This is a genomic window from Reyranella sp. (assembly GCF_965228225.1).
Taxonomy (GTDB): domain Bacteria; phylum Pseudomonadota; class Alphaproteobacteria; order Reyranellales; family Reyranellaceae; genus Reyranella.
This window is the reverse complement of sequence record NZ_OZ245801.1, coordinates 5,882,236-5,901,881: the sequence shown is the minus strand read 5'-3', so window position 1 is coordinate 5,901,881 and position 19,646 is coordinate 5,882,236. Positions and strand designations below refer to the sequence as shown.

Annotated in this window: 17 protein-coding genes; 7 read left to right on the top strand and 10 right to left on the bottom strand. The window is 67.1% G+C overall.

Features of this window, described 5'->3' with window-relative positions:
• Window positions 1–468 carry a YybH family protein gene (locus ACO07K_RS28600; protein ID WP_422033802.1) on the top strand — a complete coding sequence of 156 codons (468 nt, stop codon included), beginning with the start codon at window positions 1–3 and terminating at the stop codon, window positions 466–468.
• 3 nt (window positions 469–471) lie between these two features.
• Here ACO07K_RS28600 and ACO07K_RS28595 read toward each other — a convergent pair whose 3' ends face one another.
• From ACO07K_RS28595 to ACO07K_RS28580, 4 genes are read right to left on the bottom strand one after another with little or no spacing between them, the layout of a single operon-like run.
• The gene (locus tag ACO07K_RS28595; RefSeq protein ID WP_422033801.1) at window positions 472–1,407 is read right to left on the bottom strand and encodes an N-carbamoyl-D-amino-acid hydrolase; all 936 of its coding nucleotides are present in this window, start codon (window positions 1,405–1,407) and stop codon (window positions 472–474) included.
• Between the two features lie 28 nt (window positions 1,408–1,435).
• Complete coding sequence (locus ACO07K_RS28590; RefSeq protein ID WP_422033800.1) at window positions 1,436–2,266, bottom strand: NAD-dependent epimerase/dehydratase family protein; 831 nt, start codon at window positions 2,264–2,266, stop codon at window positions 1,436–1,438.
• Entirely contained in the window at window positions 2,253–2,972 is a 720-nt protein-coding gene (locus tag ACO07K_RS28585; protein ID WP_422033799.1) for a FadR/GntR family transcriptional regulator, read from the bottom strand. The genes ACO07K_RS28590 and ACO07K_RS28585 overlap by 14 nt, the downstream gene beginning before the upstream one ends.
• Window positions 2,973–2,975: 3 nt before the next feature.
• A complete protein-coding gene (locus tag ACO07K_RS28580; RefSeq protein ID WP_422033798.1) occupies window positions 2,976–4,196 on the bottom strand; it encodes a Zn-dependent hydrolase in 1,221 nt (406 codons plus the stop codon).
• A gap of 116 nt (window positions 4,197–4,312) precedes the next feature.
• Between ACO07K_RS28580 and ACO07K_RS28575 the strand changes: the two genes are divergently transcribed.
• From ACO07K_RS28575 to ACO07K_RS28565, 3 genes are read left to right on the top strand one after another with little or no spacing between them, the layout of a single operon-like run.
• Window positions 4,313–6,445, top strand: a complete 2,133-nt coding sequence (locus ACO07K_RS28575) for a protein-disulfide reductase DsbD family protein (RefSeq protein WP_422033797.1) — start codon at window positions 4,313–4,315, stop codon at window positions 6,443–6,445.
• Between the two features lie 9 nt (window positions 6,446–6,454).
• Window positions 6,455–7,096: a redoxin domain-containing protein gene (locus ACO07K_RS28570; protein WP_422033796.1), complete on the top strand. Its 642-nt coding sequence runs from the start codon at window positions 6,455–6,457 to the stop codon at window positions 7,094–7,096.
• Between the two features lie 10 nt (window positions 7,097–7,106).
• Entirely contained in the window at window positions 7,107–8,183 is a 1,077-nt protein-coding gene (locus ACO07K_RS28565) for a DUF3500 domain-containing protein (protein ID WP_422033795.1), read from the top strand.
• A gap of 7 nt (window positions 8,184–8,190) precedes the next feature.
• Here the strand turns inward: ACO07K_RS28565 and ACO07K_RS28560 are convergent, their stop codons facing one another.
• Window positions 8,191–9,249, bottom strand: coding sequence for a zinc-binding metallopeptidase family protein (locus ACO07K_RS28560; protein ID WP_422033794.1), 1,059 nt, complete (start codon window positions 9,247–9,249; stop codon window positions 8,191–8,193).
• A gap of 122 nt (window positions 9,250–9,371) precedes the next feature.
• Here ACO07K_RS28560 and ACO07K_RS28555 point away from each other — a divergent pair, with 122 nt between their 5' ends.
• Complete coding sequence (locus ACO07K_RS28555; RefSeq protein ID WP_422033793.1) at window positions 9,372–10,460, top strand: ROK family protein; 1,089 nt, start codon at window positions 9,372–9,374, stop codon at window positions 10,458–10,460.
• Between the two features lie 133 nt (window positions 10,461–10,593).
• On the opposite strand, the gene cysK is transcribed toward ACO07K_RS28555, so the two are convergent.
• Window positions 10,594–11,670: a cysteine synthase A gene (gene cysK, locus ACO07K_RS28550; protein ID WP_422033792.1), complete on the bottom strand. Its 1,077-nt coding sequence runs from the start codon at window positions 11,668–11,670 to the stop codon at window positions 10,594–10,596.
• A 91-nt stretch (window positions 11,671–11,761) separates the two neighbouring features.
• Between cysK and ACO07K_RS28545 the strand changes: the two genes are divergently transcribed.
• Entirely contained in the window at window positions 11,762–12,763 is a 1,002-nt protein-coding gene (locus ACO07K_RS28545) for an HAD family hydrolase (protein WP_422033791.1), read from the top strand.
• Window positions 12,764–12,777: 14 nt separating this feature from the next.
• Here ACO07K_RS28545 and ACO07K_RS28540 read toward each other — a convergent pair whose 3' ends face one another.
• Entirely contained in the window at window positions 12,778–13,629 is an 852-nt protein-coding gene (locus ACO07K_RS28540) for an endonuclease/exonuclease/phosphatase family protein (protein WP_422033790.1), read from the bottom strand.
• 130 nt (window positions 13,630–13,759) lie between these two features.
• Between ACO07K_RS28540 and ACO07K_RS28535 the strand changes: the two genes are divergently transcribed.
• Complete coding sequence (locus ACO07K_RS28535) at window positions 13,760–13,996, top strand: hypothetical protein (protein ID WP_422017797.1); 237 nt, start codon at window positions 13,760–13,762, stop codon at window positions 13,994–13,996.
• 112 nt (window positions 13,997–14,108) lie between these two features.
• On the opposite strand, the gene ACO07K_RS28530 is transcribed toward ACO07K_RS28535, so the two are convergent.
• The 3 genes from ACO07K_RS28530 to ACO07K_RS28520 form a co-directional block, all read right to left on the bottom strand.
• The gene (locus tag ACO07K_RS28530) at window positions 14,109–17,615 is read right to left on the bottom strand and encodes an autotransporter outer membrane beta-barrel domain-containing protein (RefSeq protein ID WP_422033789.1); all 3,507 of its coding nucleotides are present in this window, start codon (window positions 17,613–17,615) and stop codon (window positions 14,109–14,111) included.
• Between the two features lie 171 nt (window positions 17,616–17,786).
• Window positions 17,787–18,554 carry a fumarylacetoacetate hydrolase family protein gene (locus ACO07K_RS28525; protein ID WP_422033788.1) on the bottom strand — a complete coding sequence of 256 codons (768 nt, stop codon included), beginning with the start codon at window positions 18,552–18,554 and terminating at the stop codon, window positions 17,787–17,789.
• Window positions 18,551–19,642: a sn-glycerol-3-phosphate import ATP-binding protein UgpC gene (locus ACO07K_RS28520; protein WP_422033787.1), complete on the bottom strand. Its 1,092-nt coding sequence runs from the start codon at window positions 19,640–19,642 to the stop codon at window positions 18,551–18,553. Before ACO07K_RS28520 ends, ACO07K_RS28525 begins: the two co-directional genes overlap by 4 nt.
• Window positions 19,643–19,646: the final 4 nt, after the last annotated feature.

Below are 19,646 nucleotides of genomic sequence, written 5' to 3'. Positions count from 1 at the left end.
ATGAACCTTAGGATTCCCGTCACCGCCGACGACCTCGCCGCCGTGCGCCAGTGGTTCGACACGCTGTCGAAGCATTGCCGCGCCGTCGACTACGAAGGCGCGCGCCCGATCTTCGCCGACGACATGATTGCCTTCGGCACCTTCACCGACTTCATGATCGGCCGCGATCTGGCCGAGCAGAAGCAGTGGCGCAACGTCTGGGGCACGATCCGCGAGTTCCGCTACGACCTCTCGAAGATCGAGGCCATCGTCTCGGCCGACCGGCTGACCGCCGTCGGCATGGGCGTGTGGCAATCCCACGGCTTCCATCCCAACGGCGACCGCTTCGACCGGCCGGGCCGCACGACGGTCGTGCTGGGGCGCAAGGCGGTGGGCGACCCGTTCGTGGCCACCCACACGCACATGTCGCTGTTCCGCGGCACGCCGGAGCGCTCCTACGGCAACTTCGCGAAGAGCGAAGTCGTCTGAGCGTCAGGCCGGATCGATCGCGCCCTTGCGTTCGACGATCATGCGGTACTGGTCGGGCTGGCGGTGGACGGCGAAGTTGAAGGTCGTCGTCTTGTAGCTCTTCCCCGCGTCGAGATCGCAGCGATGGACGATCAGCTCGTCGCCCTCGCCGCCGGCGCGCGCCACGACCTTGCCCGACGGCGCCACGATCATGCTGTCGGCCAGCGACGGGACGCCCTCCTCGGTGCCGCCCTTGGCGACGCCGACGACCCACGTCCCGTTCTGGTAGGCACCGGCCTGCATCGAGAGCTGGTTGTGGAACCACGAATGCTCGTCATGGTCGGGCGACGGCGCATTGTGCAGCGGCGTGTTGTAGCCCAGCAGCACCATCTCGACATTCTGCAGGCCCATCACGCGATAGGTCTCGGGCCAGCGGCGGTCGTTGCAGATGCACATGCCCATGTTGCCGCCGAACGCCTTCACGACCGGGAAGCCGAGATTGCCGACCTCGAAATAGCGCTTCTCGAGATGCTGGAACGGCCGCTCGGGCTCGTGTTCGGCATGGCCCGGCAGATGGACCTTGCGGTACTTGCCCACGATGCTGCCGTCGCGCTCGACCAGGATGGAGGTATTGAAACGCCGGACGCGCCCTTCCTCGTTGGCCAGCTCCGCATAGCCCAGACAGAAGCCCATCGACAGCCGCCTGGCCTCGGTGAACAGCGCCGCCGTCTCGTTGGACGGCATCTCCTGCTCGAAGAAGGAATCGACCTCGGCCTGGTCCTGCATCCACCAGCGCGGAAAGAAAGTCGTGAGGGTGAGCTCGGGAAACACCACGAGCTCGCAGCCCATGCGCCTTGCCTCGCGCAGATGGGCGATCAGCCGCTCCACGACGTCACGACGGGTATGGCTGCGCTGGATGGGACCCATCTGCGCCGCGCCGACAGTCAGAAAACGCGTCATCGTCACCTCTTGCCGCCGAGTATAGCGCCTAGGGCCCGGCGCGCTTCACGTCGTTGGTGAACTCTGCCGAGCAAAAACTGCCGCCCTGGAAGAGATCCCCGACCGGATCTGGTCCGATCTTTGCCTGCTCCGCCTCGGCGTGGGCGCGATGATCCTCGGCCTTGTCCCGCTGTCGATAGCCGAACCGATTCGCCCGCGAATTGTCCCACCAGCCCGCCGCATTGTCCGACGCCCCATAGAAGATCTCGTAGCGCAGGTCGGGATGGTCGAGCCCGATCTGGAAGAGCTGCACCAGATCGCGCGGCGAGATCCAGATGGACAGGCGCCGCACGTCGAGCGGCCTCGGTCCGACATTGCCGATGCGGAGGCAGGTCACCGCAATGCCGTGCTTGTCGGAATAGAGCGCCCCCAGCGACTCGCCGAACACCTTGCTGACGCCGTAGCGACTGTCGGGCCGCACGGTGACGTCGGTGCCGATGCGCTTCTTGCGCGGATAGAAGCCGATCGCGTGGTTGGACGAGGCAAAGATCACGCGCTTCACGCCCGCCTCGCGCGCCGCCTCGAAGACGTTGTAGCAGCCGATGATGTTGGCCTGCAGGATCTGGTCCCACGTGCCCTCGACCGAGTGACCGCCGAGATGGATGACGCTGTCGGCGCCCGCGAGCAGCGCGGCGACCTCGTCGGGCCGGGTGAGATCGGCGGAGACGAACGTCTCGTGCGGCTGCAGATCCGCGGGCTCGACCCGGTCGCTCAGCACCAGGCCGGGATAGAGCCTGGCCAGCAGAGGCCGCGTCATGGTGCCGATGCCGCCGGCGGCGCCGGTGAAGACGATGCGGCGCGTGTTCTTAGCGTCGGCCATTCCTGCTTCCTCCTGCAAGGGTTCGATAGCGGTCGAGAGAACGCGTGAGATGGTCGCGCATGGCGCGCCGCGCTTCCCCCGGCTCCCTGTCGACGATGGCCGTCACGATGCGCGTGTGCTCGGCCTGGATGCGTTCGAGATAGAGACGGCGTTCGGCCGGCGTATCCACGTCCAGCCGCACGCTCTGGCGAGGGATCACGTGACTGCCGAGATAGGCCAGGAAGCCCGGGAACTGGTCGTTGCCGGTCGCCTCGGCGATGGCGCGATGGAAGGAGAAATCCTCGACGACGGCACCTTCGCCGCGCTTCAGGGCGGCATCGATCGCACGCCATGCCGCACGGATCGAGCCGAGCTGCTTTCGGTCCGCGCGCTCGGCGGCCAGACCCGCTGCCTGCACCTCGATCGCCAGACGCAATTCCATGACATTCAGGATGTCGGACAGCGAGGTCGCCTGCGGCGGCACGATGCGAAACGGCCCGGCTGACGGGTCGGCCACATAAGCGCCGGAACCGCGACGCGTCACGATCAGCCCGTCGGCGCGCAACGCCGCCACGGCTTCGCGCACCACAGTGCGGCTCACGCCCAGCTCCGTCGTCAGCATCTGTTCGGTCGGCAGGCGCGTGCCCGGCGCGAGGCGACCGCCGCGTATGTCGCCACTCAGCCGCACCATGACCTGCTCGGCGAGGTTCTTCTCGGGCTGCTTCACCGCCTACCCGGCCAGTTCCAGCATCACGTTGAGCAGCAGTTGCGCGCCGACCGCGAGGTCGGCCGCCTCGGTGTGTTCCTTCACATTGTGGCTGAGGCCTGCCACCGACGGCACGAAGATCATGGCCGTCGGGCAGATGCGCTGCATCATCTGGGCGTCGTGGCCGGCGCCGGACGGCATGCGCCGCGTGCTGAGCGACATCGCTTTGGCATGATGCTCGACCCGGTCGACCAGGCCCGCATCGAAGATCACCGGCTCGAAGCGCGCCAGCACCTTCGCCTCGACCTCGACCCGCTCAGCCTTCGCGACCTCCGCGATGTGCGCCGCGACCCGCGCCTCGGCTTCCTGAAGCTTCGCCTCGTCGGTGTTGCGCAGATCGACCGAGAAGACCGCGCGATTGGGCACGACGTTGATGATGTTGGGCCGTAGCGCCAGCGAACCCACTGTTGCCACCTGGTTGCCGCCCATCTCCCAGGCGAGCTTGCGGGCGAACAGGTTGACCGAGGCGGCGAGATAGCCCGCGTCGCGGCGCAGGCGCATCGGCGTGGTGCCGGCATGGTTGGAGACGCCGGTCACTGTGTACTCCGTCCACGAGATGCCCTGCACGCTCTCGACCACGCCGATCTGAGTGTTTTCCTCGTCGAGGATCGGTCCCTGCTCGATATGCAGCTCGACGAAGGCGTGCGGCTTCAGGCCGCCGGGCGTCGCGGGGCCGAGATAGCCGATGCGCCGCAGCTCGTCGCCAACCGAGGCACCGTCCTTGTCGCACGCAGCGTAGGCCTCGTTGAGCCCGAGGCCGCCGACATAGACCAGACTGCCCATCATGTCGGGCTGGAAGCGGGCGCCCTCCTCGTTGGTGAAGACCGCGACGGCGATCGGCCGGCGCGTCGTCACGCCGGCCTCATTCAGCGCCCGAACGACCTCGAGACCAGCCAGCACGCCGTAATTGCCGTCGTAGCGGCCCCCGGTGCGCACCGTGTCGATATGACTGCCGGTCATGACCGGCGCGAGGTCCTCGGTGCCGGCCCGCAGGCCGATCACGTTGCCGATCGCGTCGACCGTCACGGCGAGGCCCAGCGCCTTCATCCAGCCCACCACCAGGTCGCGTCCGGCCCTGTCCTCGTCGGTAAGCGCGAGGCGCGCGCAGCCGCCGCCCTCGATGGCACCGAGGGACGCCAGCTCGTCCAGGGCGCCGAGCAGGCGCCGGTCATCCAATCGCAACATGAATTCTCCAGTCGGACCAATAGCTTAGTCGTTCATGGGATGCCGGGCAAAATATCACGGCGGCTTGATCCGGATTGCCTTGCAAGCGCCACGACCGGGGGTCACTTAGGAAAGCGATGGTCCGTTTCCTCGCCCTTCTTTTCGTGCTTCTGGCCGGTCCGGCCTTCGCGCAGGCGGTCGTGACGACCGAAAACGTGCGATCCGAACTCGTCTCCGAGGTCGCGACGGTCAAGCCCGGCGAGCCGTTCTGGGTCGGACTACGCCAGACGATGCGCCCCAAGTGGCACACCTACTGGAAGAATCCGGGCGAATCCGGCCTGCCGACCGAGATCGCGTGGAAGCTGCCCGAAGGCGCCAAGGCCGATCCGATCGTCTGGCCCGCCCCGACCCTCTTCGATATCGGCGGCGTCATCAATTACGGCTTCAAGGACGAATCGGTGCTGCTGGTGCGCATCACGCCGCCGGCCGACCTCACGGGACCGCTCACGCTGGCGGCAGAGGCCAACTGGCTGGTCTGCGAGGATGTCTGCATTCCCGAAGAGGGCAAGTTCGAGCTGGTCCTGCCCTCAGGCGCGGCCGCAACGCCGGCACCGCCCGTCACGCGCACCTTGTTCGAGCAGGCGCGTCGCGCGGTGCCGACGGCCAGCCCCTGGGCCGCCCGCTATGGTCTGTCCAAGGCCGGAGACCCGACCCTGCTGGTCGAGGCCAAGGGCCTGAAACCCGACGCGGTCAGCGACATCTATTTCTTCCCGGCCGAGTGGGGCCCCGTGGCCACGATGGCCAAGCAGACTGCCACGGTGACGCCCGAGGGCATCCGCATTCCCCTGAAGAAGGGCGACGCCAAGAGCGCGATGGCCGCCGAGCTCGCCGGCACGCTGGTGCTCACCGAGAAGACCGCCGACGGCAACGTGAAGCAGGCCTTCGATCTCTCGGCCAAGCTCGATCCGGCATTCGTGCCGGCCGCGACCGCATCGCTCGCGAACGCGGTCGGTGCCGAGGATCTTTCGCTGGTGCAGGCTCTGCTGTTCGCGCTGCTGGGCGGCCTGATCCTGAACCTGATGCCCTGCGTCTTTCCGGTGCTGGCCATGAAGGCCGCGGCCTTCGCGCGCCTCGCCGGCCATGAGCGCAGCGAGATGCGCCGAGACGGGCTCGCCTACACCGCCGGTGTCCTCGCCTCCTTTGCCGCCATGGCGGGCATCGTGATCGCGATCCGCTCGACCGCGGGCGAGGTGAACTGGGGCTTCCAGTTTCAGTCGCCGGTCTTCTCGCTCCTGATCGCCTATCTGTTCTTCGTGGTCGGCCTCAACCTCTCGGGCGTGTTCGAGGTCGGCAACCGCCTGGCCGGCGTCGGCCAGGGCCTCGTCTCCCGCGGCGGCACCACCGGCGCCTTCTTCACCGGCGTGCTGGCGGTCATCGTGGCGACGCCCTGCACCGCGCCTTTCATGGCCGCGGCGCTGGGCTTTGCGCTCAGCCAGCCGGCGCCCGCCACCGTCGCGGTGCTGCTGGCCATGGGTCTCGGCCTCGCCCTTCCCTACCTCGCTTTGGCGATGACGCCCGCGCTGCAGCGTCTGATGCCGCGCCCGGGCCCGTGGATGGACCGGCTGCGCCAGTTCCTCGCTTTCCCCATGTATGCCTCCGCCGTCTGGATGATCTGGGTGCTGACCCAGCAGACCGGCGCCGACGGCGTGCTCTATGCGCTGGGCGGGATGATCCTGATCGCCTTCGCGATCTGGCTGCTGCGGATCGGCAGCGGCGCCTCGGCGGGCACCTGGGCGCGCCGTGGCCTTGCCGCCGGCGCCGTGTTGCTGGCCTTTGCCGCGACCCTCAAGCTCGACGACAGTCCCGCGACCGCCGCTTCGGCGTCCGGCGGTCCGGGCGCCGGTGTCAGCTTCGAGGGCTGGGAACGATTCTCGCGCGCCCGCATGGCCGAGGCCGTCGCCGCCGGCAAGCCGGTCTTCGTCGACTTCACCGCCGCCTGGTGCATTACTTGCTTGGTGAACGAGCGGGTCGCGCTCGAGACGCCGGCCACCCGGAGGGCGTTCGAGCAGGCCGGTGTCGTCAAGCTCAAGGGCGACTGGACCAACCGCGATGCCGAGATCACCGGAGTCCTGAAGGAACTCGGCCGCGCCGGCGTTCCCCTCTACCTGTTCTGGGCGCCGGGGGCGGATCGGCCGAAGATCCTGCCCCAGGTTCTCACCGAGTCGCTGATTCTGTCGGAGTTGTCGTCAATCCAGCAAGCCAAGCGTTAGGAGGCCATCATGTCGAAGCTGAATGTTCCCCGTCGTTCCCTGATGATCGGTGGCGCCGCGCTCGCCCTCGCCCCCGCCGCCGCTTTTGCCAGCTCGAGCCCCGATGTCGGCAAGCCGGCGCCGCAGTTCACCGCCGTCGACAGCAACGGCAAGAGCTGGTCGGTGGCCGACCTCAAGGGCAAGGTCGTGGTCCTCGAGACGACGAATCACGACTGCCCCTACGTGCGCAAGCACTACACCTCCAACAACATGCAGGACCAACAGCGCGAAGCCGCCGCCAAGGGCGTCGTCTGGCTGACGGTCGCCTCCTCCGCCACCGGCGAGCAGGGCCATGTGACGGCCACGCAGGCCAACGACCTCACCAAGAGCCGCAATGCCGCGCCCGCGGCCGTGCTGCTCGACCCGCAAAGCAAGGTCGCGCGCGCCTATGGCGCCACGGTGACGCCGCACATGTACATCATCGATGCCAACGGCATCCTGGTCTACAAGGGCGGCATCGACTCGATCCCCTCCTCGAGCGCCGCCGACATTCCGAAGGCCACGCAATATGTCCGCGTAGCGCTTGATCAGGTTCTGTCCGGCAAGCCGGTCGCCGACGCGTCGACCCGCGCCTATGGCTGCACGCTGAAATATCCCAAGACCTCGACCTGACGGGCCGGCCATGCCGCACGACGGCTGGCATCCGCACGACGAGTCTCACGGCCATCCCCATCCTCACCACGGCCCGCCGACCCGGCGGACCGTGCTGGCGGCGGCGGCCCTGCTGCCGTTCGGCAGCGCAAGCGCCCAGACGGTCGATGCCGCCCAGCGCATCGCCGACGCCGCCAATCGCTTCCTGGTAATCCTCGACGACGGCCAGCGCCGGAAGGCGATGATCGCGTTCGAGTCCCCCAATCGTCTCGACTGGCACTACATCCCGCGCAGCCGCTCGGGCCTCGCCCTGGGAGAGATGCGGCCCAACCAGGCCGACGCGGCCCGTGCCCTGTTCGCCACGGTATTGAACCAGCGCGGCCTCGACCTGCTCGACGGCGTACGCCTGCTGGAAGGCGTGCTGCGTGAACAGCAGGGCAGCTTCCGCGATCCCGCCCGCTACTACGTCTCGGTGTTCGGCACGCCCGGCCGCTTTCCCTGGGGTTGGCGGTTCGAGGGCCATCACCTGTCGCTGAACGTGGCGTTGCCGGCGCCCGGATATGTCGCGGTGACGCCCTTCTTCACCGGCGCCCATCCCGCCACGGTGCGCGACGGCCCCCATCGCAGCTTCCGCCTGCTCGGCGCCTCCGAGGATATTGCCCGCCGGGTCATGGCGGGCCTCAGCGAACAGCAGCGCCAGACCGCGACCATCGCCAACCGCTCGTTCGGCGAAATCGTGGCGAGCCCGCAGCGTGAGCAGGATCTCGGTAATCCGCGCGGCCTGCTGCTGGGTGAAATGACCGGTGCGCAACGGACGTTGGTCGAGGCGCTGATGGACCGTTTCCTCGGCACGCTCGCGTCCGACCTGCTGGCCCAGCAGAAGCAGCGCGTCCTGGAACAAGGCCTCGTGACCTTCCGCTTCGCCTGGGCGGGATCACTGACGCCGGGCGAGGCGCATTATTTCCGGGTCCACGGCCCGGTCACGCTGATCGAGCACGACAACACCCAGAACGGCGCCAACCACGTCCACGCGGTGTGGCGCGACCTCGCCGCCGATTTCGGGGGCGACGCGCTGGCCGATCACTACCGCCAGCAGAAGCACCGCTGAGTCCGGCCTACGGGGCCGGGTGGACGAGCCGGTGGATGAAGCCGAGCTTTTCGATTACGGGCGGCGACAGCACGAACGGATAGACGTCGGGCTGTCCCATGGCCCGGTTGAGGCTGTTCAGCGCCAGCGTCAAAGGCGTCCAGCTGTCGATGAGCTGGCCGATCTCGGACGCGCGATAGGGATCGAAATCGACAGTGGCATCCAGCTCCTCGTCTTTGGCCAGGCGCGGTTGGGTCGACAGGCCGAAGGCCCGCGCGATCTCGAGCGTATCGACGATGTGCAGATAGTGCGCCCAGGTCTCGGCGAAATCCTCCCACGGGTGCGAGCTCGAATAGTGGCTGACGAAGTTCGCCTGCCAGTCGGGCGGTGCCCCGTTGGCATAGTGGGCCTGCAGTGCCTGTCCGTAATCCTGGGTGTCGTCGCCGAACAGCTGCCGGCAGGCATCGAGCTGGCCGCCGTCGCGCACCAGCCGGTCCCAGTAGTAGTGTCCGATCTCGTGCCGGAAATGACCGAGCAAAGTCCGATAGGGCTCGTGCATGGCGACCCGGTTCTGCTCGCGCACCGCATCGTCGGCCTCGGCCAGCGCGATGGTGATGAGGCCGTTGTCGTGTCCGGTCATGACGCGCGGCGCGTTGAGCTGCGGCAGTTCGGCCAGAAAGTCGAACGCCAGGCCTTCCTCCGGCGATTCGAGTTTGGTCGGGACCGGTAGCTTGAGCCGCAGCAGCGAATAGAAAAGCCGATGCTTGGCGATCTCGATCTTCTGCCAGTGCGCAAGGTTATCGGCGATGGTGAGGTCGGGGATCATCCGGTTGTGCCGACACGACAGGCAGAAGGTCTCGGAAGACGTCGATTCGACCAGCCAGTTGCAGGCGGCGTGCTGGGCGTTGGCACAGAAGCGATAGAGCACGTCCGGCGACGCAAGCGCGCGCCACAACTCGCCCTCCGGCTCGAGCGCCGAAACGGTCGCGACGTCGGGGACGTATCCGAGCTTGTGTCCGCATTTCACACAGACATCGTTCTCGAAATACAGGATCTGCTGGCAGCTCTGGCATTTGAAGAGTTTCATCGCGCCCGTAACGCAGGCCACGCCCCGTTGTTGCCATGCCGTCCTGCCGCACCCTGCCCGAAGATGTCGAGGAACTTTATCCCCTTGCTGGCCGTTCATCAGGCCTTACAGGGGGAGATCGCATGAGCGCCCGGACCGGAACCGAAACTGCGGCACCTGCCGACGAGCCCGTCGAGGCTCCCTCCGTCTTCGTCCATGGCGGCCGTGTCCTGCCCGCCGTTACCGTGGACACCTACAACGAGGAATTGCGCGACGACGAAGGCTTCATTGGCGATCGCGCCAGTCGCCGGGCGTTCCACGCCATCCTGGCCGACTGGCGGGACCGTCTGAAGGAGCGCGGCGAAGATCCGTTCGGCGATGTGCCGATGGAGGAGATCTCGAAGTCGAAGCTCGACAAGATGCTGTCCAGTGGCGACCCGGTGTCTGCGGGCCTCGTCCACACCGTGGTCGAGGAGTTCGCCGGCGAGCTGACGACGGTGATACGCCGCTTCCTCCGCCTGGACACGTGGAAGGACACCCAACGCATCGTGATCGGCGGCGGGATGATCGGCAGTCGGATCGGCGAACTGGCCATGGGACGCACCAGCATCATGCTGGCGGCCGACGGAATCAGCATCGAACTCGCGGCCATTCAGAACGATCCCGACGAAGCCGGGTTGATCGGCGCCGTGCACCTGGCGCCGAGTTGGGTCATGGCAGGACACGATGCCATCCTCGCCGTCGACATCGGCGGCACCAACGTGCGGGTGGGCGTGGTCGAGCTCAATTCCGGCAAGGGTGGCGACGTCGAGGAAGCGGATGTCTGGAAGCGTCAGGTCTGGCGGCATTCGGACGACGAGCCCGACCGCGACGAGGCCATCGAGAAAATCGCCGCGATGCTGAACAAGCTGATCGACCGCGCGAAACAGGAAAAGATAAAGCTCGCGCCCTTCATGGGAATCGGTTGCCCCGGCCTGATCGACGAGCACGGCTCCATCCTCAAGGGCGGTCAGAACCTGCCGGGCAACTGGGAAGGCAAGTCGTTCAACCTCGCCGCCGCTTTGTCGGCGCATCTGCCCAAGATCGGCGGCCACGACATCTTCATCCAGGTCCACAACGACGCCGTCGTTCAGGGACTCAGCGAAGTGCCGAACATGAAGGACGTCGAGCACTGGGGCGTCATGACGATCGGCACCGGCCTGGGCAACGCCCGGTTTACCAATCGCGAGTGACTCGGCCCCAACCGAGACAGCCTAAAGGTCCTTCGCTTCGCTCAGGATGACAATTGGACCGGCATCGACGCACTGCGCCGGTGCAAGAAATGTTGTCATCCCGAGCGTGAGCGAGGGACCTTTTTGGTTGTCGCTACCCCATCTGGTAACCGGGCGTGGACTTCGAGATGGCGATCTCGGACTCGTCCATGTCGTCGATGATGCCCTCGAACAACGGCGTGGTGAGATAGCGCTCGCCGGTGTCGGGCAGCATGCAGAGGATGACCGACCCGGGCGCGGCCTTGGCCGCCACCTGGAGGGCGATGGCGAAAGTCGAGCCGCCCGAAATGCCGGTGAAGATACCTTCCTTCTGCGCCAGTGCCTTGGCGCATTTGATGCCATCGGCCCCGACGACCGGCAGCAGTTCGTCGTAATACTTCTTGTCGATCGACTCCTGCAGCACGAGCGGGATGAAATCCGGCGTCCAGCCCTGGATCGGATGCGGCTCGAAGGCGGGATGACTGACCGAGGGTGAGCCGTCGGCCGCACGCTCCTGCGGCTTGCCGCTGCCGAGGAGCTGGGCGTTGGCGGGCTCGGTGAGGATGATCTTGGTTTCCGGTCGGTCCTTCCGCAGCACCCGCGCCACGCCTGTCACGGTGCCGCCGGTGCCGTAGCCGCTCACGAAATAGTCGAGCCGGTGTCCCGCGAAGTCGGACAGGATTTCGCGCGCGGTCGTGGCTTCATGGATCTCGGCGTTGGCATCCGTCTCGAACTGGTGGGCCAGGAACCAGCCGTTGGCCTTCGCGAGTTCGACCGCCTTCTGGTACATGCCGAAGCCCTTTTGTGCTCGCGGGGTCAGCACCACCTTTGCCCCCAGCATGCGCATCAGCTTGCGCCGCTCGATCGAGAAACTGTCGGCCATGGTGACCACCAGCGGATAGCCCTTCTGGGCGCAGACCATGGCCAGGCCGATGCCGGTGTTGCCACTGGTCGCCTCGACCACGGTCTGGCCGGGTTTCAGCGTGCCCTTGCGCTCGGCCGCCTCGATGATGTTGACGGCCAGGCGATCCTTCACCGAGCCGCCGGGATTGAAGGCCTCGACCTTGACGTAGATCGTGACGCCCTTGGGGGCGAGCGCGTTGATGCGGATGCAGGGCGTGTCGCCGATCGTGTCGAGCACACTGTCGTAAAGCCGACCGCGTCCCGCCGTGGTCCGGATCTTGGTGCCCATTTTCATCTCCCTGTGCGTGGAGGCGAATTCTACGCCGGTTCAGCGGCAACGCGAAACCGGAGTAGGATGACCCGGATCGGGGGAGGAAGCGATGAGACGCCGGATATTCTTGACGGGCATGGGCGCAGCCGCGCTTGCGGCGAGGGCGAGGCCAGGCTTCGCGCAGGCCGACGCGCTGCCCTCCTGGAACGATGGGCCGGTGAAACGCTCGATCCTCGACTTCATCGCCCGCACGACGACCCCGGGCGCGCCGGACTGGGTGCCGGTACCGGAGCGCATCGCCTGCTTCGACAATGACGGCACGCTGTGGACGGAACAGCCCATCTACGTCCAGATCGCCTTCGCCGTCGATCGCGTGAAGGCGATGGCGCCGCAGCATCCCGAATGGCGCACGCAGGAGCCGTTCCGGTCGGTGCTGGCCGATGATCAGGCCACGCTGGCAACGCTGGGCGAAAAGGGCTTCCTCGAAATCATCGCGGCGACGCACACCGGCCTGACGACGGAGGCCTTCGCGAAGGCGGTGGCCGACTGGCTGGCAACCGCCCGTCATCCGCGCTTCAAGCGGCCGTACACCGACCTCGTCTACCAGCCGATGCTCGAGCTACTGGCGCTGCTGCGCGCCCATCAGTTCAAGACCTTCATCGTCTCCGGCGGCGGCATCGAGTTCATGCGGCCGTGGACGGAACGTGTCTATGGGATCCCGCCGGAGCAGGTCGTGGGCTCCTCGGGCGTCACCCGCTACCGACTGCGGCCGGACGGTACGCCCGAGCTCGTGAAGGAGGCCAAGATTCTGTTCATCGACGACGGCCCGGGCAAACCGGAAGGAATCAACCAGTTCATCGGCCGGCGCCCCGTCTTCGCCTTCGGCAACTCCGATGGCGACCAGCAGATGCTCGAATGGACCGCGGCCGGCGCCGGCGCGCGCTTCATGGGCCTCGTGCATCACACCGATGCCGTCCGTGAATATGCCTACGATCGCCCCTCCCCGATCGGCCAGCTCGACAAGGCGTGGAACGAAGCGCTGCGCCGCCACTGGACCATCGTCGACATGAAGAACGACTGGAAGATCATCTACCCGTTCGAGCTGCGCTGACGGTCGCCTCCCGGCTAGAGATCGAACTCGACGAAGACCGGCCAGTGGTCTGACGCAACGATTCCGTAGCCGATCCAGGCCCGCCGGACCTTGGGCGCCAGGTCATGTGTCACGAAGACATGGTCGATGCGACCCTCGCGCGGAAACGAATCGACTTCCTCTTCGCTGTTGCCGGCCGCGGCCCAGGCATCGGCGAGGTGCATCGTGGTCCCCAGGCGCCCGTAGTAGCTGGTCTCGCCGCAGACCAGCGGATATTCCGGATGCGCCGGCGTGAAGTTGAAGTCGCCCGCAAGAATGGCGGAGCGCGAGACGTCGGGCCGGCGCTCCTGGAACATGAAGGTCGAGCCGGCGGCGCTGTCCCACGTCGCGCCGACGCGCTCGGCGTTGAGCACCGTATCCATCAGCGCACGGACCTGCGGCAGGCGCTGCTGCGGGCCGACATGGCTGAGATGCACGCTGTAGATGCGCAACGGCCCCGCCGGCGTTGCGATCGACGCCTCGACAAAGCCGCGCTGCAGGTCGAAGCGGTCGACAAGCGCTGTCTTGGGCAGGAGATGGCCTCGCGCCCAGGTGATCGGCCAGCGCGAGAGCACGGCATTGCCGAAGCTGCGGCGGCGGTTGACGATCCGCCCGTCGGCCCCGACCTCGCTGGCGTCGGACTCCATGGCGCCGTGATACCAGTGATAGCGGTTGAGCCGGGAGGCGATCTCGGCGGTCTGGTCGGCAAAGCCATTCTGCGGCCAGCCGGAGACGGCTTCCTGGAGGCAGACGATGTCGGCTTCGGCCACCGTGTCGGCGATGCGGGCGACGTCATATTTGCCGTCGGAACCGACGCCGTAGTGGATGTTGTAGGTACAGAACAGCATGACACTCTACGCAGTTGATTGCAGGGAATTACACCGAACGACGAGATTTGTATCCTCGGCGTAACGGAGAGGTCCTACCCGGTCCCACTTCGCGGATGCGGCAGCCGAACCGACCTGTCACAGTAAGCGGATGCTCAACTCCGCCGCGTCGCTCGCCCGCAAGATCGTCCAGGACATGCATATCTATACCCGTGGCCGTCCCATGCACTGGGTGCCCATGGATACGGTCATGCGCCGCCTGGACCTGAAGGAAGATGCGGCCACCGAGGCCGCGTTCAGCCATGCGACGTCGAACGGCTGGCTGGAACTCAAGGAGCTTCGCGGCGCCTGCCTGACCAACGCCGGCCGCCGCCTCACCAAAGCCTGAACAAGCGGCCTGACGGCCCTGCCGCCGTACCGGTTGCGCAGGGTACCCGCTCCTTGACGCCCTTGCCCGTGGACCTCGATTGACGCAGGTGCTCCGGGCGCGGTCCGCACGACTACCAGGTCATGCGGAATCCGGCGGTCAGGGCCTGGTTGGAATCCTGGCTGGAGATGTTGCCTTCGTACCGGAAGTAGAGGGAGGTGGCGTCGGCGATGGCGGTGCTGGCGGAGAGGCCCAGCACGACGCTGTCGCGTTGCGGCGCGGCGCCGTAGGTCGTGAAGCCGGAGGCGGGCGCGCCGACGAAGGAGGCGGTGACGGGCCGCGCCGTGTCGGCATATTCGTGGCCCCAGCCGAGCTTGACCGTCATTGCGAGCCTGTCGCGCCAGCCGAGATCCAGGGCGCCGCCGAGTTGGGCGCCGAGCACGCTGCGCAGCGAGTTGGTGGTCTGCGCGGCGACCGAGAGGTCGAGCGCGCCCGCGCCCGATTCGCTGAAGGCGCTCTGGGTGGCCGTGGCGCCCTGCAGGCGCGCGAACGGGGTGATGTAGGCATCCGCGCGTCCGCCGATGTCGAAGCGATAGCCCGCCTCGAGCTGGCCGAAGAACAGGTTGGCGCCGGTGCGGCCGTTGGCGGTGCGCGACAGGCCGGGGATCGTGATCTGCCGCTGCATCTGGTTGTCGGAATAGGCGTAGGCCGCCAGACCGTCGACATAGACGGCGTTCTTTGCGTAGCTGGCATAGAGGCCGGCCTGGAAGGTGTCGGAGAGGCCGCGGCCGGAGAAGCCGCCGACCCACTGGCTGCCGCTGGTGAAGCCGGCGGTGACGCCGACCAGCAGCTCGTCCGTGACGCGGCGGTCGAGGCCGGCGGCGAACCCGCCGAGATTGTAGGTGAGCGTGCCGGCATTGGCCGTGCCGCCGACGACGCCGAAGCCGCCCAGCGCACCGCCCCAGGCGCCCCATCGCGCCGGCTCGCTCGAGTCGCAGGCGACGTCGCAGGCCTGGGCCAGGGCCACGCGATTGCCGCCCCCGGAGGTGCCGCCCACCGTGTTGGCGAAGTTGGTCATGAAGATCTGGGTGGTGGCGATGCCGGCCGAGGAGAAGGCGGAATAGTTCTGCCCACTGATCGTGTTCAGGGCGGCGACGCCCTGCTGGGCGTTCATCGTCGAGAAGGCGCCCAGCACCGTGGCGAAGTCCCCGGTGGCGCCGATGGCGCCGGCATCCAAGGCCGCGCCGACGGCGGCCTGGTTAGGGGTCTGGGCCTGGCGGGCGAAGCCGCCGATCTGAAGCGCGAGATAGACGTTGTTGGCGTCATAGCTGAGGCTCGGCAGCAGGAACGGCAGGTTGCTGGCGACCGAGGAATAGGTCCCGGTGACCCCGCCGCTGGCGCTCAGGATCGTGTAGGTGGTGCGGGGCGCATACGGGCTCGTGGAGGCTGGCGCCACGAGGACGCTTGTCCCCGCCGCGATCGTGGCCGTGCCCGGCGCGCCGCTCACCGCGATGCGGTCGCTCTGACCCTGGGCGTTGGTCTCAACCGTATAGGAGCTGCCGGCGGCCTGGGTGTAGCTGCCGTTGACCGCCAGAGTGCCGATGGAGTTGCCGGGCGCCACGGCGCCGTCGTTGACGACGTTGCCGAAGATCGTGCCTGCACCGCCGAGATTGCCGCCGGGTCCGACGGTGACGTCGCTGGTGATGCTGCCGTTCACCGCGAGGCGGCCGCCCGTGATCGAGGTGGGCCCCGTGTAGGTATTCGCGCCCGTCAGGTTCAGGAGGCCGTTGCCGGACTTGTTGAGCCCGCCGGTCCCGGTGATGGTGCCGGCGAAACTCGTACTGCCGATCCCGGCGACGGCCAGCGTGCTGGCACCGAGCGCGATGGTGCCGCCCCCGCCAGCCAGGGAGCCGACCGTGACGTCGTTGCCGTTGACGTCGAGCGTGCCGGCGTTGACGGTCAGCGCGCCGGTGGTCGGCAGCGACGCGCCCGCAGCGAGGCGCAGTGTGCCGGCGTTGATCGTGGTGCCACCCTGATAGCTGTTTGCCCCCGAAAGGGTGAGGAAACCGGTGCCGACCTTGGTCAGCCCCCCACTTCCACCGATCGCCGTCCTGACCAGAAGCTCGTTGCCGTTGGTGTCGATGGTGCCGCCCCCTGAACCCAGCGTGACCGGGCGGTCGATGGCGAAGCCCGCGGTGGCCTGCAGCATGCCGCCGGCAAAGTTGAGACCGCCCGCGGCGGCGCCCATGGCGGCATCGCTGCCGGCCCGCAGCGTACCGCCCGAGGCGAGCCACAGGCCGCCCGTGAAGGTGTTGCTGCCCAGGAGGTTGACGGTGCCGTCTGAGATGGTGAGGCCACCCGGGCCGGAGATGGTGCCGGAGAAGGTGCCCGTACCCGTCTGGCTGAACGTCGTGTTGCCCATCAGATAGGCGTCGAAATCAGTGGTGAAGCCGTTGCGGAGCGCGAGTGTGCCGGTCAGCGCGAGCATTGGATTCAGCGTCGCGCTGGTCGTCAGCCCGGAAGCGGACAGTCCGTAGCCCGCGAAACCGTTTATCGGATCGAAGAGGTAGTCGAAACCGGCATAGAACTGCCGGCCGGTGTTGAGAAAGGGCGTGCTCGACGTGGAACCCTTGACGTAGCACGGGGTCATCGCGTTGCTGGGCATGGTCGCGCACTGAAGGTCCGAGCGCGTGATGGCGAAGCTGTAAAAGGCACCCGTTGCCGAAGCCCCCGGCATGAAGACGTTGACGGTCTCGTTGTCCTGGCCGAACGGCTTGAGGAAGGCATAGTCGATGCCGGTGTCGTGGAGGATCGTTCCCCCGGTGGCGGCACCCGTGCCGACCGCGAGCGCGATCGGAATGCCGTTCCAGAGGTTCGGCCCGTTTGCCGCGTCCGGCGTGAGCTGGACGAACGAGTAGCCGTTGTTCGCCGAGGTCAGGCCGACGAAGATCCGGTCGTTCATGACGACATAGCCCTGGTGGGGCAGCGGCGTGCCGTTCACCGACACGTTGATCAGGGGGTTCATCCCGACCGCCGAAACCTGTGTAAGATTCCCCAGAGCCACGTTCTGGGCAAAGGAAAGAGCGGGATTGAGCACACCGCTGTAGACGTTGTTCCTGTTGTTGCCGATACCGAAGTATCTTGTGCTGTCGTCGCTCGTGACGACGAGAACCTTGACGGTGGTCGAGCCCGTTGCGGGACTTCCCCCCGAGGTGCCGCCCAGCAGGTTGACGGGCAACTCATAGAAGTAGCCGGACGGCGCGGCGCCGCTGCTGTCGTAGTTGATGGTGCCGGGACCGAGCGGCTTGTAAGCCGCGAGCGATGGAAGAAGTGCGGCCGAGATTGCGATACCGGTGGAGCCGGTGTCGATGGTCATCCCCTTGACCGTGCCACCTGCAATCGCAACGTCGATCAGTGCGGGACGATCGCGAGGCACACCGTTGCTAACGTCGTTCAGGGCGCCCGCCGTGTAATAGATCTCCAGGCTCGTGCCGCCCTGGTACATGTTCCAGCTCTGGGCGCGGGCCGGCGAGTCGAACGAGAAGACCGGTGCTCCTGCAGAGATCACAAGGCAGAGAGCGAGCGTGCGGCCCGTCAAGCGCTTGGAGGTTGCCAGCGAGAGTTCAACGTCTTGAGACATGAGCAGGACCGATCAGTTCCAGAAAGCCGCGGGGGCCGCGCAGAGGATAGGCGAGCGTCGAACTGCGCTCCAGCAGGTCACTACTCAGAATGGGTCAGGCCAACGCGCGGTCGATGATGGCGACGTCCGCGACGAGCCGCCATTCGGCTCTGCCGCCTGCGGCAGGGCCCCTCAGCCGTACCGGTTGCGCAGGGTGCCGATGCCGTCGATGACGACCTCGACGACGGTGCCGGCCTTCATCGGCAGCACGCCGAGCGACGTGCCGCAGGCGATGACGTCGCCCGGCACGAGGGTCATGTCCTGCGACAGGCGGCTGACCAGCTCGGCCGGCGGGAAGATCATGTCGTCGACCCGGTAGTTCTGGCGCTCCCGGCCGTTGACCAGGGTGCGGACGGTGAGCGACGCCGGATCAAGGCCGGTCGCGACCACCGGGCCGAACACGCCGAAGCCATCGAAGTTCTTGGCGCGGGTCCATTGCGCGAAGGAGGGGTCGCGCTGCAGCAGTTCCATCGCCGTGACGTCGTTCACGCAGGTGTAGCCGAGGATATGGTCCGCGGCCTCCTCCGGCGAGACGCCCGAGCAGATCCTGCCGATCACGATGCCCAGTTCGCCTTCGTAGGCGACGCGGCCGTCATAGGATTTCGGCACAGCGATCGCCCGGTCGTGAGCGGCGAAGCTGTTCGGCGCCTTCAGGAAGGTGAGCGGCTCGGCCGGGATCGCCCAGCCGTTCTTCTCGGCGGCGGCGCGGAAGTTGTTCCACAGCGCCACCATCTTGCTGGGCTCGGTCGGGGTCAGCCAACGTGCGTCGGCGGCCGCCACCTCCTCACCCGTCGCCGGGCCGGGATCGAAGATCGTGCCTTCGTGCAGGCGAATCCGTTCGCCGTCGAGGATGCCGACGCGCGGGCGCCCGGCATGTTCGATACGGGCAAGCAGCGTCATGTCGCGTCGGGAATGCGCTTGCCGGTCTGCGAATCGAAGAGATGCAGATGTCCGGGATCGGCCTTGAAGCGCCGCTTCTCGCCGGGCTTGGCCAGCACATGACCGCCCTGCCGCACCGTGACCAGCTCGCGCGCCTCGCCGAAGCGGCCGTGCAGCAGGGTGTCGGCACCCAGCGGCTCGGCCAGCTCGATCTCGAATTCCAGTGGACCGTCGGCCGCCGGGTGCAGATGCTCTGGCCGGATGCCGACCGCGACCGGTGTCCCCGCCGCGGCCGTGGTGGCGAGGCCGATCGGCAAGGTGACGCGCACGGACCCCGTACCCGCCAGCTCGATCGCGCGGCTGCCCTCGACCACCTTGCCGGCCAGGAAGTTCATGGCCGGCGAGCCGATGAAGCCCGCAACGAAGACCGAGGCCGGCCGCTCGTAGACGTCCATCGGCGTGCCGATCTGGTCGGCGACGCCGGCGTTCATGACGATCAGCCGGTCGGCGAGCGTCATCGCCTCGACCTGGTCGTGCGTGACGTAGATCGAGGTGACGTCGAGCTCGCGCTGCAGGCGCTTGATCTCGAGCCGCATCTGTACGCGCAGCTTGGCATCGAGGTTGGACAGCGGCTCGTCGAACAGGAACACCGCCGGCTCGCGCACGATGGCGCGGCCCATGGCGACCCGCTGACGCTGGCCGCCCGAAAGCTGGCGCGGCTTGCGCTGCAGGAATGTGCCCAGTTCGAGGATCTTCGCCGCCTTCTGGACGCGTACGTCGATCTCGGCCTTGGAGAGGCCGCGGATCTTCAGGCCATAGGCCATGTTCTCGTAGACGCTGAAATGCGGGTAAAGCGCATAGTTCTGGAACACCATCGCGATGTCGCGATCCTTGGGCTCCAGCTCGTTGACCACGCGGTCGCCGATCGCGATCGTGCCGCCGGTGATGCGCTCCAGTCCCGCCACCATACGCAGCAGGGTGGACTTACCGCAGCCCGAGGGGCCGACGATCACGACGAATTCGCCATCGGAAATCTCGATGTCGACGCCGTGGATGACCTCGAGCTTTTCGTAGCTCTTCCTCACACCGCGGAGGTGGACTTGCGCCATGGCC

Coding starts and splice junctions, on each gene's coding strand:
- ACO07K_RS28535 (WP_422017797.1), top strand. CDS start 13,760: ATGCTCAACTCCGCCGCGTCGCTCGCCCGCAAGATCGTCCAGGACATG.
- ACO07K_RS28590 (WP_422033800.1), bottom strand. CDS start 2,266: ATGGCCGACGCTAAGAACACGCGCCGCATCGTCTTCACCGGCGCCGCC.
- ACO07K_RS28530 (WP_422033789.1), bottom strand. CDS start 17,615: ATGTCTCAAGACGTTGAACTCTCGCTGGCAACCTCCAAGCGCTTGACG.
- ACO07K_RS28565 (WP_422033795.1), top strand. CDS start 7,107: ATGCCGCACGACGGCTGGCATCCGCACGACGAGTCTCACGGCCATCCC.
- ACO07K_RS28560 (WP_422033794.1), bottom strand. CDS start 9,249: ATGAAACTCTTCAAATGCCAGAGCTGCCAGCAGATCCTGTATTTCGAG.
- ACO07K_RS28570 (WP_422033796.1), top strand. CDS start 6,455: ATGTCGAAGCTGAATGTTCCCCGTCGTTCCCTGATGATCGGTGGCGCC.
- ACO07K_RS28540 (WP_422033790.1), bottom strand. CDS start 13,629: ATGCTGTTCTGTACCTACAACATCCACTACGGCGTCGGTTCCGACGGC.
- ACO07K_RS28545 (WP_422033791.1), top strand. CDS start 11,762: ATGAGACGCCGGATATTCTTGACGGGCATGGGCGCAGCCGCGCTTGCG.
- ACO07K_RS28580 (WP_422033798.1), bottom strand. CDS start 4,196: ATGTTGCGATTGGATGACCGGCGCCTGCTCGGCGCCCTGGACGAGCTG.
- ACO07K_RS28595 (WP_422033801.1), bottom strand. CDS start 1,407: ATGACGCGTTTTCTGACTGTCGGCGCGGCGCAGATGGGTCCCATCCAG.
- cysK (WP_422033792.1), bottom strand. CDS start 11,670: ATGGGCACCAAGATCCGGACCACGGCGGGACGCGGTCGGCTTTACGAC.
- ACO07K_RS28555 (WP_422033793.1), top strand. CDS start 9,372: ATGAGCGCCCGGACCGGAACCGAAACTGCGGCACCTGCCGACGAGCCC.
- ACO07K_RS28575 (WP_422033797.1), top strand. CDS start 4,313: ATGGTCCGTTTCCTCGCCCTTCTTTTCGTGCTTCTGGCCGGTCCGGCC.
- ACO07K_RS28600 (WP_422033802.1), top strand. CDS start 1: ATGAACCTTAGGATTCCCGTCACCGCCGACGACCTCGCCGCCGTGCGC.
- ACO07K_RS28520 (WP_422033787.1), bottom strand. CDS start 19,642: ATGGCGCAAGTCCACCTCCGCGGTGTGAGGAAGAGCTACGAAAAGCTC.
- ACO07K_RS28525 (WP_422033788.1), bottom strand. CDS start 18,554: ATGACGCTGCTTGCCCGTATCGAACATGCCGGGCGCCCGCGCGTCGGC.